Annotated in this window: 14 protein-coding genes; 11 read left to right on the forward strand and 3 right to left on the reverse strand. The window is 66.9% G+C overall.

Annotation, left to right across the window (positions count from 1 at the left end):
* Positions 1-473: 473 nt before the first annotated feature.
* Positions 474-2,537, reverse strand: a complete 2,064-nt coding sequence (locus M2299_RS19155) for a 3-hydroxyacyl-CoA dehydrogenase NAD-binding domain-containing protein (protein ID WP_025877101.1) — start codon at positions 2,535-2,537, stop codon at positions 474-476.
* A gap of 235 nt (positions 2,538-2,772) precedes the next feature.
* Between M2299_RS19155 and rpoE the strand changes: the two genes are divergently transcribed.
* From rpoE to recO, 9 genes are all read left to right on the forward strand, one after another.
* Positions 2,773-3,393, forward strand: coding sequence for an RNA polymerase sigma factor RpoE (rpoE, locus tag M2299_RS19160; RefSeq protein WP_280884841.1), 621 nt, complete (start codon positions 2,773-2,775; stop codon positions 3,391-3,393).
* On the forward strand, positions 3,390-4,265 hold the full coding sequence (locus M2299_RS19165) for an RseA family anti-sigma factor (protein ID WP_280884842.1): 876 nt from the start codon (positions 3,390-3,392) through the stop codon (positions 4,263-4,265). Before rpoE ends, M2299_RS19165 begins: the two co-directional genes overlap by 4 nt.
* Positions 4,266-4,341: 76 nt before the next feature.
* Complete coding sequence (locus tag M2299_RS19170; RefSeq protein ID WP_280884843.1) at positions 4,342-5,880, forward strand: DegQ family serine endoprotease; 1,539 nt, start codon at positions 4,342-4,344, stop codon at positions 5,878-5,880.
* Positions 5,881-6,064: 184 nt separating this feature from the next.
* Positions 6,065-7,858 (forward strand): translation elongation factor 4, encoded by a 1,794-nt coding sequence (gene lepA / locus M2299_RS19175; RefSeq protein WP_080148860.1) that lies wholly within the window; start codon positions 6,065-6,067, stop codon positions 7,856-7,858.
* A gap of 54 nt (positions 7,859-7,912) precedes the next feature.
* On the forward strand, positions 7,913-8,707 hold the full coding sequence (gene lepB, locus M2299_RS19180) for a signal peptidase I (RefSeq protein WP_025877111.1): 795 nt from the start codon (positions 7,913-7,915) through the stop codon (positions 8,705-8,707).
* 34 nt (positions 8,708-8,741) lie between these two features.
* On the forward strand, positions 8,742-9,125 hold the full coding sequence (locus M2299_RS19185) for a DUF4845 domain-containing protein (protein WP_025877113.1): 384 nt from the start codon (positions 8,742-8,744) through the stop codon (positions 9,123-9,125).
* Positions 9,115-9,795, forward strand: coding sequence for a ribonuclease III (rnc, locus tag M2299_RS19190; protein ID WP_032977092.1), 681 nt, complete (start codon positions 9,115-9,117; stop codon positions 9,793-9,795). The genes M2299_RS19185 and rnc overlap by 11 nt, the downstream gene beginning before the upstream one ends.
* Positions 9,792-10,688, forward strand: coding sequence for a GTPase Era (era, locus tag M2299_RS19195; protein ID WP_025877117.1), 897 nt, complete (start codon positions 9,792-9,794; stop codon positions 10,686-10,688). Before rnc ends, era begins: the two co-directional genes overlap by 4 nt.
* A gap of 18 nt (positions 10,689-10,706) precedes the next feature.
* The gene (recO, locus tag M2299_RS19200; protein WP_180830849.1) at positions 10,707-11,426 is read left to right on the forward strand and encodes a DNA repair protein RecO; all 720 of its coding nucleotides are present in this window, start codon (positions 10,707-10,709) and stop codon (positions 11,424-11,426) included.
* Between the two features lie 553 nt (positions 11,427-11,979).
* On the opposite strand, the gene M2299_RS19205 is transcribed toward recO, so the two are convergent.
* Positions 11,980-12,702: a response regulator gene (locus M2299_RS19205; protein WP_025879186.1), complete on the reverse strand. Its 723-nt coding sequence runs from the start codon at positions 12,700-12,702 to the stop codon at positions 11,980-11,982.
* 128 nt (positions 12,703-12,830) lie between these two features.
* Between M2299_RS19205 and rlmD the strand changes: the two genes are divergently transcribed.
* The gene (gene rlmD / locus M2299_RS19210) at positions 12,831-14,165 is read left to right on the forward strand and encodes a 23S rRNA (uracil(1939)-C(5))-methyltransferase RlmD (RefSeq protein ID WP_280884844.1); all 1,335 of its coding nucleotides are present in this window, start codon (positions 12,831-12,833) and stop codon (positions 14,163-14,165) included.
* A gap of 60 nt (positions 14,166-14,225) precedes the next feature.
* On the opposite strand, the gene M2299_RS19215 is transcribed toward rlmD, so the two are convergent.
* Entirely contained in the window at positions 14,226-14,846 is a 621-nt protein-coding gene (locus M2299_RS19215) for a hypothetical protein (RefSeq protein WP_280884845.1), read from the reverse strand.
* A 94-nt stretch (positions 14,847-14,940) separates the two neighbouring features.
* Here M2299_RS19215 and M2299_RS19220 point away from each other — a divergent pair, with 94 nt between their 5' ends.
* Positions 14,941-15,426: a CYTH domain-containing protein gene (locus M2299_RS19220; RefSeq protein ID WP_025879183.1), complete on the forward strand. Its 486-nt coding sequence runs from the start codon at positions 14,941-14,943 to the stop codon at positions 15,424-15,426.
* The last annotated feature ends 25 nt before the right edge of the window (positions 15,427-15,451 follow it).

The raw sequence follows: 15,451 nt of genomic DNA on the forward strand, positions 1-15,451 counted from the left end.
CGGGTGGGTGGCGCAGGACACGCCGTAAACCCGTCCATGGGGGCTCGATGGCGCCATCCATGGCGCCAACGGTCCTGCGCCACCCACCCGCCCGGCCTCTGAAAGTTTCCGGGTGCCGTCCAGCCACGGAGAAGAAAAAGAAAATCAAAATCAAAATCAAATGCTGGTCGCTTCGCTCGCATCCACGCATGGCGTGGATCAAGCGTGTCGACCAAGGTCGACACCTACCGGAAATCGAAGGTCACCGACCGTCACCGGGAAACTGTCAGGGGTGGGGCGGGGGGGGGGGGGGGGGGGCGGGGGGGGCCGCGGGGGGGGCCCCCCCCCCCCCCCGGGGGGGGGTTGGGGGGGGGCCCCCCCCCCCCCCCCCCCCCCCCGCCCAACAAACAGAAAAGCCAGAGCCGGCTGTTGCTCCGGCTCTGGCTTCGGCTGTTGCCTCTGCAGGTGCCGGGCCGCAGGCCCGGCCGATCAACTCACACCACTGGTTCGCGCAGGACGGGGTTGTCCCAGCCCGGGCGTGGTGCGAAGCGGTCACCGTGGCGCTGCTGCAGCGCCTTCAGGCGCTCCACGATGGCATCGGCACCCACCGCACGGATGTGCTGGATCGGACCGCCGCGGAACGGTGCGAAACCGGTACCGAAGATCACGCCCGCATCCAGCAGGTCCGCGTCGGCCACCACGCCTTCGTGCAGGCACGCCACCGCCTCGTTCAACAACGGCAGGATCAGGCGATCTTCCAGATCGGCAGGCGCCTGATAGTCGCGCGCCACGTCCGGCTTCTTGGCCCGGCCGTTCTCCCAGGTGTAGATGCCCTGGCCATCCTTCTTGCCGCGCTTGTCCGGTTCCACTGTCTGCAGCGCCGCCGGAATCTGCAGGCCCAGGAACGGGGCCAGTTCCTTGCCCACGCCAGCGGCCACGTCCAGGCCCACGGTGTCGATCAGTTCGATCGGGCCCATCGGCATGCCGAACTTCACCGCCGCCTTGTCGATCACCGGGCCCGGAATGCCTTCAGCGTATGCGGTGGCCGCTTCCAGCATGTACGGGAACAGCACGCGGTTGACCAGGAAACCGGGCGTGCCGGCCACCGGCACCGGGAACTTGCCCAGCGCCTTGCAGAAGGCTGCCAGGCGACGCTCGGTTTCGGCCGCCATGCCGTCGTGATGGATGATCTCCACCAGCGGCATCTGGGCCACCGGGTTGAAGTAATGCAGGCCGGCGAACTGCGCCGGGCGCTGGATGTGATCGCGCAGCTCCACCAGCGGAATCGACGAGGTGTTGGTGGTCAGCAACGCGTCGAGCTTCATCTTCGGCTCCAGCGTCTGGTACAGCGCACGCTTGGCTTCCGGGTTCTCGATGATCGCTTCAATGACCAGATCGGCCTGCGCCACGCCATTGCCTTCCAGGTCCGCACGCAGGCGCGCGGCGACGGCCGGGCGCTTGCTCTCGTCACGCACCTTCTTGGCGAACAGTGCCTGTGCACGTTCCATGGCCGGGTCGATGAAGCGCTGCTCGCGGTCCTGCAGGGTCACTTCAAAACCCTTGTAGGCGGCCCACGCAGCAATGTCACCGCCCATCACGCCGGCACCGACCACGTGCACGTGGCGGATGCCGGAATCGCCACCGCCCAGGCCCTTCAGGCGTTCGGTGAGGAAGAAGATGCGGATCAGGTTGCGCGCGGTCGGCGTGCTGGCCAGCTTCACTACGGCGCGTCGTTCGGCATCCAGGCGTGCCTGCACCGGCTTGCCGCCGCTGCGCTGCCAGGTGCTGATCAACGCATACGGCGCCGGGTACTGGTCCTTCTTCGCCTTGCGCGCGACCTGCTTGACCATCTGCGGGGCCAGCAGCTGGCGTGCCGGCCAGGTATTGGTCGCCCAGGCCAGCGCACGCTGCTTGAACGGGCGGGTGGTGCCGGACAGTGCCAGCGCCACGGCGGTATCGAGCACGACGGCCGGTGCCACCACCTTGTCGACCAGCCCGATGCCGCGTGCGGCCGAGGCCGACAACGTGCGTCCGGTCAGCATCATGTCCATCGCCGCCGGTGCGCCGACCAGCTGCGGCAGGCGCGCGCTGCCACCCCAGCCCGGGAAGATGCCCAGTTGGGTTTCCGGCAGGCCGATGCGGGTGGAACTGTCATTGGATGCAACGCGATAACGGCAGGCCAGGGCCAGCTCGGTACCGCCGCCCAGGCAATGGCCATGGATGGCGGCCACGGTCGGGCAGGGCAGTTCTGCCAGCTTCTGGTAGGTCGACTGGCCGCGGCGGATGGCGTCGTTGACGGTGCCGCGGCGATCGAACTCCTGGAACTCCTTCAGGTCGGCACCGGCGATGAAGCCTGCCTTCTTGAGGGACTGGATCACCACGCCCTTCGGTGGGTCCATGGCGATGCGCTCCAGCAGGTCGCCCAGCTCCAGCAGCACATCCTGCGACATTGCGTTGACACTGCTGTCCTGACGATCCAGGGAGAGGACCACCACGCCATCGTCGCGGATCTCGGGGTGCCAGTGGCTGAAGCGGAGACCATCGAAGCTTGAGAGCATGGACGTTCCATCCGGTTGTGTATGGAGAAGGGGGCTATGATCCAGAGGTTGTTTCCCCCGCGTCAAATCCCAATAGCAGGGGTGTGGCGCCCCGGATCGCAGGCCTTGGACCGGAACGTTAACGGAACGGTGGTTAAAAGCTGGTGCGGCGCCAGGTGATCGGCGACTGAACTTTTCCCGGGATTGGCAGTCTCATTGCCCGACGTCGGTTGGGCTGACAGGAGTGCGGCCCCTCATGGCCGATGTTGATACACCTCAGGAGCTGGATCTGGAACTGGTCCGGCGCGTGCAGCACGGCGAGAGTGCCGCCTTCGATGTCCTGGTGCGCAAGTACCAGCATCGGGTCGTGGCCCTGGTCGGTCGCTACATCGCCGACTGGAGTGAATGTCAGGACGTGGCCCAGGACACTTTCATCCGTGCCTACCGTGCGATTGGAAGCTTCCGCGGCGACGCCCAGTTCTCAACCTGGTTGCATCGGATCGCCGTGAACACCGCCAAAAACCACCTGGCTTCGCACAATCGCCGCCCGCCGACCGATGACATCGACATCGGTGACGCCGAGCAGTTCGACAGCGGCACACGCCTGCGCGACACCGACACGCCCGAGCGCGAGTTGATGCGCCAGGAACTGGAACAGACGGTGATGAAGGCCGTCAACGCGCTGCCGGAAGAACTCCGGTCGGCAATCACCCTGCGCGAGGTGGAAGGCCTGAGCTACGAGGAAATCGCGCAGAAGATGGGGTGCCCGATCGGCACCGTGCGTTCCCGGATCTTCCGGGCGCGCGAGGCGATCGACACCGAACTCCGGCCGCTGCTGGACATCGGCAGTGCCACCCGCGAGAAGAACCGTATATGACCCGCATTCCGAACAACGAATCGCACAACCACCAGTCTCCCGCCGGGCAACGCCTGGACGAACGCCATCGCCAGCAGTTGTCGGCGCTGGTCGACGGCGAGCTGGGGGCAGACGAGGCGCGCTTCCTGGTGCGCCGCATGGAACACGATCCGGAACTGGCTGGCTGCCAGGAACGCTGGCAGCTGCTGGGTGATGTCATGCGCGGTCAGGCGTCGCTGCTGGCACCGGCCGGTTTCAGCGCCGCCGTGGCTGCCGCCATCGCCGCCGAGCCCGCACCGCTGGCCGAGCCGAAGCGTCAGGCCCGCCGTAGTGGTTGGCGTGCATGGGGCGGCGGTGCGCTGGCCGCTTCGGTTGCCGCCGTAGCGCTGTTCGTCGGCCGCGAAAAACTGCAGGAGGCGCCGCCGGTGGATGTCTCCGTACCGCAGGTGATCGCCAGCCAGGCGCAGTTGCCGCCGGCATCGGAGCAACCGGCTGCCGTCACCGAGGCGTCGGTGGACACTGCTGCGATGGCCGTGGCCAGCGTGCCGGCGGTGGCCATGGCCGCCGCCAGCCGTCGCCAGGATGTGCGCCGCGCCAGCGCCACCCGCAGCCAGCAGGCCGCACGCGTGGCCCAGCGCGATGACGCACCGCTGCGCGCGGTTGCCAGCCAGGCGCCGCTGACCCCGACCATGCCCGCCGGTAGCGCGCGCAATCTGCCCTTTGGCGAGGTCGGCAATCTGCAGGCACGGCCGTGGCCGCGCTCCAGCCTGGCGCCCGCCGCCGGTGGTGCCCTCAATGCCAGTTTCCCGGCCCATGCCGGTGGCGCTGCGTTCTATCCGTTCGAGCCACGCCTGCAGGACGACCTGCCGGCGCCGCAGCGCCCGCGCGACTGAGCCGGGTAACGTCACACGCCCCGCCGCCAGCGGGGCGCTTCTTTCCCTTTCCATCCGACCCGGAGGTTGCCGTCCGATGACTCCCCGACTCCGCACGCATGCCATTGGCCTGTTCGCCCTGACCCTGCCGCTGGTGGCCTGTGCCCAACCGGCGGCGCCTGCCGCCCAGCCGCAGGCCGCCGCCGCTGCTGCGGCCCCACGCGCACCGGCGCAGCCGTTGGTCAGCGGTCTGCCTGACTTCACCAACCTGGTTGAGCAGGTCGGCCCCGGTGTGGTCAACGTCGACACCACCATCGTCCGCAGCAACCGCCAGGCGCGGGGCGGCATGGGCCCGGGTGATGACGAGATGCCCGAGTTCTTCCGCCGCTTCTTCGGCCCGGATTTCCCGATGCCCGGGCAGGGCCCTGGCGGGCAGGACGGCGGCCCCAGCATCAAGGGCCGCGGCATGGGCTCGGGCTTCATCATTTCGCCTGACGGCTACGTGCTGACCAATTACCACGTGGTCGCCGACGCCAGCGAAGTGAGGGTCAAGCTCGGCGATCGTCGCGAGTTCACCGCCAAGGTGATCGGCAGTGACCAGCAGTACGACGTCGCCCTGCTGAAGATCGACGGCAAGAACCTGCCGACCGTGCGCGTGGGGGATTCCAACAGCCTGAAGCCCGGTCAGTGGGTTGTCGCGATCGGGTCACCGTTCGGCCTCGACCACTCGGTTACCGCTGGCGTGGTCAGTGCCCTCGGCCGCAACACCGGTGGACCGGACCAGCGCTATGTGCCGTTCATCCAGACCGACGTGGCGATCAACCAGGGCAATTCCGGCGGCCCGCTGCTCAACACCCGTGGTGAAGTGGTCGGCATCAATTCGCAGATCTTCTCGGCCTCGGGTGGCTACATGGGCATCAGCTTCGCGATCCCGATCGATCTGGCGATGAGCGCGGTCGAGCAGATCAAGAAGACCGGCAAGGTCACCCGTGGCCAGCTCGGCGCGGTGGTGCAGGAAATCGACGGCTTGAAGGCGCAGGCGATGGGCCTGCCCGACAGCCGCGGTGCGCTGGTCAACCAGATCGTGCCGGACAGCGCTGCGGCCAAGGCCGGGGTCAAGATCGGTGACGTGATCCGCACGGTGAACGGTGCGCCGGTCAACAGCTGGTCCGATCTGCCGCCGCTGATCGGTGCGATGGCACCGGGCAGCCGCGTCAACCTGGGCGTGATCCGCGATGGCAAGCCGCGTGACCTGAGCGCGACCCTGACCGCTCTGGCCGAGGACGCGCAGGGCAATGCCCGCAGCCCGTCCGCAGGCAATGACACGGCGGCTCCGCAGGCCGGCGCCAATGCCCTGCTGGGGTTGGACGTTGCCGACTTGACTGCGCCGCAGCGCAAGCAGCTGGGCCTGGAGGCGGGCGAAGGTGTCCGCATCACCGCCGTGAAGGGCGAGGGCGCCCGTGATGCCGGCCTGTCCGGGGGCATGGTGATCCTGCAGGTGGCCAGTACCCCGGTCGGCAGCGTTGAAGCCCTGAACCGCGCGCTGTCCGGCTACAAGAAGGGCGATGTGGTCATGCTGCTGGTCCGTACCGGCAGCGGCAACAGCGCCTTCGTCGCGGTCAAGGCCGGCCCGTAACAACCGATGGCCGCCTTCACGGCGGCCCTCGTGGTGTCCCCGAAGCCCCGCCCTGGCGGGGCTTCGGCCATTCCGGGGCCGTGCCGGCAGGCTAACCACGCGGCTGCCCTCCGGGCATGCGATAATCGACCGTTACCCTGACGACGCCGCGCGCCGCCGCCACCTCTCTATGTCCTCTGATTCGATGCGGAACATCCGCAACTTCTCCATCATCGCCCACGTCGACCACGGCAAGTCCACGCTGGCCGACCGCATCATCCAGCTCTGTGGCGGCCTCCAGGCCCGCGAGATGGAAGCGCAGGTGCTCGACTCCAACCCGATCGAGCGCGAACGTGGCATCACCATCAAGGCGCAGTCGGTGTCGCTGCCGTACGTGGCGAAGGACGGCCAGACCTACCACCTGAACTTCATCGACACCCCCGGCCACGTCGACTTCTCCTATGAAGTCAGCCGCTCGCTGGCCGCCTGCGAGGGCGCGCTGCTGGTGGTCGATGCGGCCCAGGGCGTGGAAGCGCAGTCGGTGGCCAACTGCTACACCGCGGTGGAGCAGGGGCTGGAAGTGGTGCCGGTGATCAACAAGATCGACCTGCCCACCGCCGATATCGAGCGCGCCAAGGCCGAGATCGAGGCCGTGATCGGCATCGATGCCAGCGACGCCGTGCCGGTCAGCGCCAAGACCGGCCTGAACGTGGTCGACGTGCTGGAAGCGATCGTGCATCGCATTCCGCCGCCGGTGCCGCGCGATACCGACAAGCTGCAGGCGCTGATCATCGACTCGTGGTTCGACAATTACCTGGGCGTGGTCTCGCTGGTGCGCGTGATGCAGGGCGAGATCAAGGCCGGTGACAAGCTGCAGGTGATGTCCACCGGCCGCAACCACCAGGTCGACAACGTCGGTGTGTTCACCCCCAAGCGCAAGGTGCTGCCGGCACTGCGCGCGGGCGAAGTGGGCTGGGTCACCGCCAGCATCAAGGACGTGCACGGCGCTCCCGTCGGCGACACCCTGACCCTGGCCGGCGATCCGGCACCGAAGCCGCTGCCGGGCTTCCAGGAAATGCAGCCGCGCGTGTTCGCCGGCCTGTTCCCGGTCGATGCCGAGGATTACCCGGACCTGCGCGAAGCGCTGGACAAGCTGCGCCTGAACGATGCCGCGCTGCGCTTCGAACCGGAAAGTTCCGAAGCGATGGGCTTCGGTTTCCGCTGCGGCTTCCTCGGCATGCTGCACATGGAAATCGTGCAGGAACGCCTGGAACGCGAATACAACCTGGACCTGATCAGCACCGCGCCGACGGTGGTGTATGAAGTCCTGAAGACCGATGGCACGATCATCAACATGGACAACCCGGCCAAGCTGCCGCCGGTGAACCATGTGCAGGAGATCCGCGAGCCGATCATCCGCGCCAACGTGCTCACCCCCGAGGAGTACATCGGCAACATCATCAAGCTGTGCGAAGAAAAGCGTGGTAGCCAGCTCGGCATCAACTACCTGGGCAGCCAGGTGCAGATCAGCTACGAGCTGCCGATGGCCGAAGTGGTGCTGGACTTCTTCGACAAGCTGAAGTCGGTCAGCCGTGGCTATGCTTCGCTGGACTACCACTTCGTGCGCTTCGATGCCGGTCCGTTCGTGCGCGTGGACGTGCTGATCAATGGCGACAAGGTCGATGCGCTGTCGCTGATCGTGCACCGCAGCCATGCCGATCGTCGTGGCCGCGAGCTGTGCGAGAAGATGAAGGACCTGATCCCGCGCCAGCAGTTCGACGTGGCCATCCAGGCCGCCGTCGGCTCGCAGATCATCTCGCGCACCACGGTCAAGGCCATGCGCAAGAACGTTCTGGCCAAGTGCTATGGTGGCGACGTTTCGCGCAAGAAGAAGCTTCTGGAAAAGCAGAAGGAAGGCAAGAAGCGCATGAAGCAGGTCGGCCGCGTGGAAATTCCGCAGGAAGCCTTCCTGGCCGTGCTGCAGATGGACAACAAATAAGCCCCGAAACCGGCCTTCGGGCCGATCGTCCGGTGACGTTGCAAAGGACCCTGAATGAAACTGTTTGAGATCCTCCTGGTCGTGCTGACCCTGGCCTCCGGCCTGATCCTGCTGGCCGACAAGCTGTACCTGGCCAAGCGTCGCGCCCAGCGCGCCGGCCTGCTCGACACCGAGCCGGTGCTGGTGGACTACTCGCGAGCGTTCTTCCCGGTGCTGGCGATCGTGCTGATCGTGCGCAGCTTCATCGCCGAGCCGTACAAGATCCCGTCCAGCTCGATGATGCCGAACCTGCTGATCGGCGATTTCATCCTGGTCAACAAGTTCTCCTATGGCCTGCGCCTGCCGATCACCAATACCCGCTTCGTGCCGGTCGGCGATCCGGCCCGTGGTGACGTGGTGGTGTTCCACTTCCCCGGCCATGGCGACAACGACCCGGCCAAGGGCGAGAACTTCATCAAGCGCGTGATCGGCGTGCCAGGCGACACCGTCGTGTTCGAAGGCGACGGGGTGATCCTCAACGGCGAACCGCTGAAGTACGACAACAAGGGCATCTACGCTGGCCACAAGGGTCAGGGCGAGGGCGCCAACCTGCTGGTCGAGCACCTGCCGGGCCGCACCCACACCGTGCTGGAGACCGATTATCCGCGTGGCCAGGGCCAGTGGACCGTGCCGGCCGGCAAGTACCTGGTGATGGGCGACAATCGCGACAACAGCGACGACGGCCGTTTCTGGGGCCTGCTGCCGGAAGAGAACCTGCGCGGCAAGGCATTCCTGATCTGGCTGAACTGCCAGGGCTGGTTCTGCAAGGACGGCTTCGAACCGTCGCGGATCGGCTCGAGCATCAACTGACTTCACATCCACTCGCGTATCTGGGGAGAACGCAATGAAGACGATGAACACGCAGCGCGGCATGACCCTGACCTCGTTCCTGACGGTCCTGATCGTGGTTGGCTTCTTCCTCTACATCGGCATGAAGCTGTTCCCGATGTACCAGGAGTATTACGCGGTGCGCTCGGCGATGAAGAGCCTGGCCAAGGAACCGGGCATCGGCAGCATGGCGCCGGCCAACATCCAGGAACTGTTCTTCAAGCGGCTGTACATCAACTACTCGGACAACGTGAAGCCGGCCAACGTCAAGTTCGACCGTCGCGACAATGGCTGGACCCTCAAGGTCAACTACGAAGTGCGCCGCCAACTGGTCGGCAACCTGGATGTGGTTGGCAAATTCGATTCTTCCCAGGACCTGACCCGTAGCGGTGCCGAATAAATCTTTCCAACGTGAAGACCTGATCGGTCACGCCTTCCGCGATCCAGACCTGCTCAAGCAGGCGCTGACCCATCGCAGTGCCGGCGCGCCGCATAACGAGCGGCTGGAGTTCCTTGGCGACAGCATCGTCAACATGATGGTCGCCGAGGCGTTGTACCTGCGCTGGCCCAAGGCGGACGAAGGCGCGATGACCCGCGCCCGCGCCGAGCTGGTGCGCGAGGGTGCGCTGGCGGTGATCGCGCGGACCCTGCAGCTGGGTGACCGGCTGACGATGGGCCCCGGCGAAATGAAGTCCGGCGGCCATCGCCGCGACTCGACCCTGGCCGATGCATTCGAGGCCGTGGTTGCTGCGATCTACCTGGACGTGGGTTTTGAAGCCTGCCGGGCGATGGTCCTGCCCTGGTTTGCCGCCTCGATGGAGGCGCTGCCGGCCACCGGGCGACCGGAGAAGGACCCCAAGACCCGCCTGCAGGAATGGCTGCAGGGCCGACAGAAGGCGTTGCCACAGTACGAACTGGTGTCAGAATCCGGTGACGACCACGCCAAACACTTCCGGGTACGCTGCAACGTAGCCGACCCCGCCGCCAGCACCGAGGGCGAAGGCTCCTCGCGGCGGATTGCCGAACAACAAGCGGCTGCGGCCGTCCTTGAACAACTGGATTCCAAGTGAGCGAACAAACTCCCCATCATTGCGGCAGCGTGGCCGTCATCGGCCGCCCCAACGTGGGCAAATCGACCCTGACCAATGCCTTGGTCGGGGCCAAGGTCAGCATCGTGTCCAACCGGCCGCAGACCACCCGTCACCGCCTGCTGGGCATCGCCACCTATCCGGAAGGGCAGCTGGTGCTGGTCGACACGCCCGGCCTGCACAAGGTGCAGAAGCGGGCGATGAACCGGGTCATGAACCGCGCTGCCCGCGGCTCGCTGGAAGGCGTCGACGCCGGCCTGCTGGTGATCGAAGCCGGTCGCTGGGACGAAGAGGACAGCCTGGCCTTCAACGTGCTGCGCGACGCCGGTATCCCGGTGGTGCTGGTGGTCAACAAGATCGACCGCATGAAGGACAAGGGCGCACTGCTGCCGTTCCTGCAGGAAGTGACCGCCGGCCGTGATTTCTCGTCGGTGCATCCGATTTCGGCGCAGAAGCGCAACGGCCTGGAAGCCCTGGTCCGTGACGTGCTGGCGCTGTTGCCGGAAGCCCCGCCGATGTTCGGCGAAGACGAGATCACCGACCGCAGCCAACGCTTCCTGGCCGGCGAACTGGTGCGTGAACAGCTGATGCGCCAGTTGGGCGAAGAGCTGCCGTACGCCACCACGGTGGAGATCGAGCGCTTCACCGAGGACGGCAACCTGCTGCGCATCGGTGCGGTGATCTGGGTCGAGCGCGAAGGCCAGAAGGCGATCGTGATCGGCAAGGGCGGCACCCGCCTGAAGGAGATCGGGGCCAAGTCCCGCCTGCAGATGGAGCGTCTGTTCGGGGCCAAGGTGTTCCTGGAAACCTGGGTGCGCGTGCGTGAGGGCTGGTCCGATGACGAGGCCGCGCTGAAGGCCTTCGGCTACGAATAAGCCGCGACGGTCGCTTCGATGCTGATCGAGGACGACACCGGCTTCGTGCTGCATGCGCGGGCCTATCGCGAGACCAGCCTGCTGGTCGAGGTATTGAGCGCCGAGCACGGCCGGATCGGCCTGCTCGCGCGCGGTGTTTCCACGGCCAAGGGCCAGGTGCTGCGAGCGGCCCTGCAGCCACTGCAGTGGATCCGCTTCAGCGCGCTGCAGCGTGGCGAACTGGCCCAGCTGCGCGGTGCTGAGGCGCTGGATGTGGCGCCGCGCCTGCTCGGCCAGGCCATGCTGGCCGGGTTCTATCTCAGCGAGTTGACCCTGCGCCTGGCACCGCGCCAGGACCCGCTGCCGGAGTTGTACCTGGCCTTTGGTGAGGCGCGTGCGCGCCTGGCCGTGGGGGCCGGACTGGCCTGGACCCTGCGCCGTTTCGAACGCGAGCTGCTGGCGGCGCTGGGCGTGGGTTTCGATCTGGAGACCGCCAGCGATGGCCAGCCGATTGACCCGGCGGCGCGCTATGAACTGGACCCGCAGGAAGGACCGCAGCGCCTGCTCAGCGAGCGTGGCGGCGAGCGTCGCGCAGCGGCTACCGGCTCGGCACTGCTGGCCCTGGCAGCCGACGACGAACCGGAAGCCGCCGATCTGGCCAGCCTGCGCCTGCCGATGCGGCGGGTGCTGGCCCATCACCTCGGGCCACGCGGCCTGAAATCCTGGGAAATGCTCGAGCAGCTCGCGCCCAGGCGTTGAGGGTAGGGTGCCCGGCAGGGCTGCGCCCTGCACCTGCCGAATCAACGTCAACGTCAACGGCAAAAGCTGGCTATCCGTGGGTAGGCGGGGTGGGCCCGGTAGCGGGGGACGCCGTAAACCCATCCCTGGGGGCTTGGCCGCGGCATCCATGCCGCGGACACCCCCGCAACCGGACCCACCCCGCCTTCGACAGATCTCCGCAATCTGTCGGGATGGCATGGCCTGCTCTTGGTAGGTGTCGACCTTGGTCGACACGTAGATCCACGCCATGCGTGGATGCTCTTCGATCCAATATCGAAATATTCGATTTCGATGGAGATTCATCCACGCATGGCGTGGATCTACCAGCATTCGGGGAATTGTCGAAGGCGGGGCGCTGTGGGTTTGCGGGGTGTGAGCCGCATGGATGCGGCGACCAAGCCCCCATGGATGGGTTCACGGCGTCCCCGCAAACCCACAGTGCCCCGCCATCCCGCAGGAAGCCGCTTTGGCTGTTGCCGTTGCTCCGGCTGTTGCCTCTGCAGGTGCAGGGCGCAGCCCTGCCGACCAACCCTCAGTGCAGCAGGGCAGCCACCGCCGCGCGGAACCCCGCCTGTGCCTGCCCCGATTCGGGCGTGTGATGCAGCTGCCGTACCGCACGTGCCAGTCGCGCTGCACCCACGAACCCGCAGCTGGCCTGCAACCGGTGCAGCTGGCTGCGCAGCTGGCGCTCGTCATGCTGGTCCACGGCCTGTTCGACCGCATCGCGCACGCCCGGCAGTTCGGCCAGGAACAGCTCGCGCAGGGCGATCAGGTGGTTGCGTTGGCCATTGAGCGCGGCCAGGGCGGCGGTTTCGTCCCAGTCCTCCAGGGCCAGCTCGACCGCCGCCGGCGGCACCGTGGAACCGGCGGGGCTGTTGACCAACGCGCGACGGACCGCCTTCAGCAGTTGGTCGCGGCCCAGCGGTTTGACCAGGGTGTCGCTGAAACCCGCCTCGCGCAGGCGGGCGTGAATGGCAGCATCGCCGTCGGCGGTATGCGCCAGCGCCGGGGTGTCCGGGTGCGAGCGGCGCAGCTGGTGCAACAGCTGGGCACCGTTGCCATCCGGCAGGTTGACGTCGATCAGCCACAGATCGTGGGCACCGGGCTCGGCGCGCGCCAGGGCGCTGGCCAGTGAGTCGGCGGTGTCCACATCCGCTGGTAACGTTTCCAACGCCGCTTTGAAAAAACCACGGCTGATGATGTCGTCCTCGACAAGCAGGAAGCGGGGTCGACTGGCCCGCGGGGTCATCTGCATCAGGGCTGCCTCCATGTCAGCTGGGGTCAATCATCAAGCACGGCGGCGGCGGGCGCAAGCGGCCAGCGGCCCTGCTGGTCAGGATCTGCGACAATACGCCCCCACTTTTGCCCGCAGCCTGTTGCCACGTGGCCCGATCCCGCTCCCGTATCGACCGTACTCCCTTCCAGACCGAGATCCTCGACCTCAGCCATGATGGTCGCGGTGTTGCCCGCCGTGAAGGCGAGGGCGGCAAGGTCACCTTCATCAGCGGCGCCCTGCCGGGCGAAGTGGTGATGGCCGAACAGACCGCCCGCAGCCGCCACTTCGATGAGGCGCGCACGGTGGAAGTGCTGCAGGCCTCGCCGCAGCGGGTGACCCCCAAGTGCCCGCATTTCGGCACCTGCGCCGGCTGCGTGCTGCAGCACCTGGACGAAGACCAGCAGATCGTCGCCAAGCAGCGCGTGCTGATGGATAACCTGGAGCGCATCGGCCATGTGAAGCCGGGCACCGTGCTGCCGCCGCTGGTGGGTGACAGCTGGGGCTACCGCCGCAAGGGCCGGTTCTCGGTGCGCCGGGTCGAGAAGAAGGACAAGACCCTGGTCGGCTTCCGCGAGCAGGACCCGCGCTTCGTCGCGGACCTGCAGCAGTGCCTGACCGTGATCCCCGAGATCGGCACCAAGGTGGAGGTTCTGTCGACCTTCATCGAATCCCTGGATGGCAAGCGCGACATCCCGCAGATCGAGTTCATCGCCGGTGACCAGGCCGTGGTGCTGACCGTGCGCCACCTGCAGCCGCTGAGTGATGCCGATCGTGCCGCCTGGGCGGCCTTTGGCCAACAGCACGGTTTTGTCATCTACCTGCAGTCGGGCGGCGTGGATACCGTGCAGCCGCTGGACGGGCAGAGCGTGGCGCTTTCGTTCCGGCTGGCGCCGTGGGATGTCGAACTGGCGTTCCGTCCGCTGGATTTCATCCAGGTCAATGCCAAGCTCAACGAGAAGATGATCGCCCACGCGCTGGACCTGCTTGAACCGGGTGCCGACGAGCGGGTGCTGGACCTGTTCTGTGGCCTGGGCAACTTCACCCTGCCGCTGGCGCGCAAGGTGCGCGAAGTGGTGGGCGTGGAAGGCGACGCCGGGCTGGTGGCGCGTGCGCGTGAGAACGCCGAGCGCAACGGGCTGGCCAACGCGCAGTTCTACAGCGCCGACCTCACCCAGGACCAGCGCAGCACGGCCTGGATGCGCCAGGGCTTTGACAAGCTGCTGCTGGATCCGCCGCGTTCGGGCGCCATCGAAGTGCTGCAGCAGCTGCCGTTGAAGCAGTTCAAGCGCATCGTCTATGTCAGCTGCCATCCGGGCTCGCTGGCCCGCGATGCAGGCTATCTGGTCAACGAACAGGGCTTCACCCTGGTCAGCGCCGGTGCGATGGACATGTTCCCGCATACCGCGCACGTGGAAAGCATCGCGGTGTTCGAAAAGCGCTGATGCCTGCAGCGCCGGGGGCTGCCCGGCGCCTGCCTTGCCGCTTGCAGGCAGGCAATGCGGTCAGTCGGCCGGGGCGTTCTGCCACTGGCCGTCCACGCGCACGAAGGCCATGGACTGCTCGCCATGCTCGCTGCCGTCGCCGGCGCGCACGGTGCATTCGATGGCGGCCCTGTCGCTGGCGACCTCGCAGTTCCTCACGTCCTGCACCTGCAGGGTGCCGGCAGCCTGTTCGAAGCGTGCGCGCAGGGCTGGGTCGGCCTGCTGCTGCGCCTGCCCGGCGATCCGTTCCCGCAGCAGCACCTGCACTCTTTCGCGGGGCGGTGCCGGTACGGGCACATTGCGCTGGTCAGGCAGTGTCCACGCGCCATCCACCAGCGCCAGCCGCAGCAGCTGTGGTCGCGAGTTGATGCCTGCGCTGGCGGTGGCGATGCAATCGACGGCGTCGCCGGCCTCGGCGGGGGCACAGCTGTCCAGGGTCTGCAGACGGGGCCGGAACGTCTCGGCAACCATGCGACTGCTGTCGCTGGCGGGGCGATCGGCAACGGCCTGGTCGAACATCCGGTCCATCGCAGCCTGTGCCTGCTGCAGCGAAGGTACGGTCGCCGATCCGGCGCTGGCAACGGCGCACGGCAGCAGCGCCGACAGGGCAAGACAGCGACGAAGGCGATGGGAAAGCGTCATGAGCGACCATTCCATGGTTGGGGGGCCGCGCAGTGTAGTCCTGCCCGTCGCCGCGCCGATAGGCAGCGTCTGGCGTGAGCCGCATACTGTGCCCATGGGCATCGAAATCGAACGCAAATTCCTCGTCACCCATGATGGGTGGCGCACTGCCGCGCACCGGGTCATCCCGATGGCGCAGGGCTACATCAACGATCTGGGCGCGCTCGACCGCGGCACCCAGAACGCGTCGGTGCGGGTCCGCATCGAAGGCGACAAGGCCGCGCTGAACCTGAAGTCGCGCACCCTGGGCCATACCCGGCAGGAGTTCGACTATCCGATTCCGGTGCAGGATGCGCGCGACCTGCTGGCGCTGTGCGTCGGCGGCCTGATCGACAAGCGCCGGCATCTGGTCGAGTACGCCGGCCTGACCTGGGAAGTGGACGAGTTCCTCGGCGACAACGCCGGCCTGGTGGTCGCCGAAGTCGAGCTGGACAGCGCCGACCAGGTCATCGACCTGCCGGACTGGATCGGCGCCGAAGTGACCGACGACGCCCGCTACTACAACGTCGCTCTGGCCAGCCGCCCCTATTCACAGTGGTGAAACCCTCCGTCCCCTTTTTTCGAGG

It is taken from the genome of Stenotrophomonas sp. 1278 (assembly GCF_029892765.1).
Lineage (GTDB): Bacteria > Pseudomonadota > Gammaproteobacteria > Xanthomonadales > Xanthomonadaceae > Stenotrophomonas > Stenotrophomonas indicatrix.